Origin of the sequence: Serratia sp. H1w (assembly GCF_000633355.1) — a bacterium.
Lineage (GTDB): Bacteria > Pseudomonadota > Gammaproteobacteria > Enterobacterales > Enterobacteriaceae > Chania.
This window is the reverse complement of sequence record NZ_AYMQ01000127.1, coordinates 1-2,465: the sequence shown is the minus strand read 5'-3', so window position 1 is coordinate 2,465 and position 2,465 is coordinate 1. Positions and strand designations below refer to the sequence as shown.

Below are 2,465 nucleotides of genomic sequence, written 5' to 3'. Positions count from 1 at the left end.
CAATTCTGACGACGGTCGGTGAAGCCTACTTTGCTCAAGCCGTCATTGATGGGACTGCTATCGTCGGCGCAGAGTTTAAAATTGCAGTCGGTGATGGCAATGGGCAGCAGTATGATCCTACGCCAGAACAAACATCACTATTGGGCGAAAGGTGGCGAGGCATAGTCAATGACATCTACGGCAACCCAGATAATGCATCGCAAATCGTCATTGAAGGTATTATCCCGACTAATATCGGCGGTTGGTTCATCCGTGAATGGGGTGTGTTTAACAGCGATGGTCGACTGATCGCTGTAGGAAGTCTTGATGATACCTATAAATCGCAATTGTCATCTGGTGTAGGTAAACAAGTTGTCATTCAGGCTATCCTTGAAGTTGATAATGCTGCTGTACTATCAATCATCGTCGATGATTCGGTTGTTCTAGCAACCAAAAATTATGTTGACCAAAAGTTCCAATCTCTTTCAGCTGTTGATGGGCTAAAATATATAGGTCGGTGCCCGGATATCTCAACATTGAGAACCATTAACCCATCGGTGCTAAACCAAAAAATTGATGTTGTTTGTCATTCAACTAAAGGAGATAAAGGAGGCGGTTATTTTTATTATGATGATACAGACTCTACAACTATTGACGATAATGGTTTCACCTGCGTTGTATTACAAAATGGGAAGCGTTGGAAAAGAGAGGTATCTCATGACCTCTATGTTGAATGGTCTGGTATTGATACAACGGGAGGAAGTGATGTTACCACTCGATTTCAACAGCTTTTAGATATCTCAGCCAGGTTCAGCAAAGTCGCTAATGGTATGACGACGAAGGCTATTCTACACCTGAGCGGATGTTTGAAAATTGCGGCCACACGTACAATAGATGCCAGCAAAGTTGCGTTGGAGGGACCTGGGCAACTTTATTTCGATCCAGCAGGTGTTTACCTAACTGGATACGCATTTCTTGTGACAGGCTCAACGGATACACCATTGGCCTCATATAGCAATAAGACAACACCTATCTATCAAAATATTATCTTTGCCTCCAATGCTCGTGCAACTTTGGACTTGTTTTATGGAGTTAATAGCACAGATGACTCAAACAACAACGCATCTGCCTTGCAGACGGTTTCTAACTGCCAATTCAAAGGGTTCAGAAATGTATTCTGCAACGGTAAGGGCGGATGGGGCTGGGCTTGGTATGCTTGTGGTGCAAATAGCTGTGAGCATTGGATGAATATCACAACACAGCCAGATACATATGAGCGCTATTCTTTCGACAGTTGCATTTGGCAAAATGGTGGGTATGCATTCATTCTCGACAACCCAGATGGGAAAATATATTGGCACAAGGGGTCGATGGATTATTGTGATGGTGCCGCAATTATTACTCGTGGATTCCTCGAACTGAATACGCACATCGAATTTTCTGCCCGTACTTTGCCGTTCATAGATTTTCGGGGAGCAACTGCCCATGCGGTGGTCAGCGGTAAGATGGCGGTCCGTTTGAACACAACAACTCCATACAATGTGTTTAAGCAAATTGTCCCTAATCAAGTGACATTAAAAGACATTGATATCAGCTCAGATGGTATTAATATTTCGTCATGTATTCTATCAAACATGCCTTATCTGAAGACAAATATTAACTTCACTAATGACGCAGCAAAAGCGATTGCGCTATACGATGCTGATAGCTCTCTTAAGGCACCAGGGATCTCGGCTGTAGAACATGTCGTTACTGGTACAGGACTTTCATCAGTAATCAACAGCGATGGTTCTATCACCTTGACCTCATCTGTAAACGCAGGTGGTAGCAAGGGACTTGATTTCTTTGTACCCATCACAGGCCACACGCAAATCGGTGTCGAGTGGTTTGGTTCCAACACGTCGACACTTAGTCCAGTATTTGTGCAAAAACTCCTTTGCACACAAGTGGCGAGAACGGCGGGTAATGGCGTAGCTTCTGATATTGGCCTAATCACTGATAACTCAGTGAGTGGTACAACCTCAATTGCGATCGGTGCCAAAAACGTGAGAGGGAGTTCAGGAACAGTATGGGCCACACCAAAAAGCGCATTTTTCTTACGCCTAAGATTCAACGCTGATAATATTGGTATTGGTGAGTCTTTCACTATTCACTCGATCAAGCTGATCAGTTGTTGAGGTATGTATGAAGATTAATGATGCGGTCATTTGTATCACTAACGTTAGTGCTCCTGACCTAGAGGTTGGTAAGGTCTATCTGATCATTGGTATGACTGAAGATGGTGAGTTTGTTCAATTAGACAATGATAGTGGTGAGCTGTACTGTTCGTGGAGGTTTTCTACAGAAGTCTCACATCAATAAATTTCTACGCCCACAGTAAAGCCCCTGCAGGGGTTTTACTCTATGTAATTTCATTTCACACTATGCAAAAGTTCCGCTCATGGTTTATCGCGCTTTTTGAATGCCATTTATCGCGCGCGGCATCA

At 43.5% G+C, this 2,465-nt stretch carries 1 protein-coding gene; it reads left to right on the top strand.

Annotated elements, in window-relative coordinates:
• On the top strand, positions 1-2,156 hold a 2,156-nt coding region (locus U869_RS0126215), incomplete at its 5' end, for a phage tail protein (protein WP_029988531.1).
• Between the last annotated feature and the right edge of the window lie 309 nt (positions 2,157-2,465).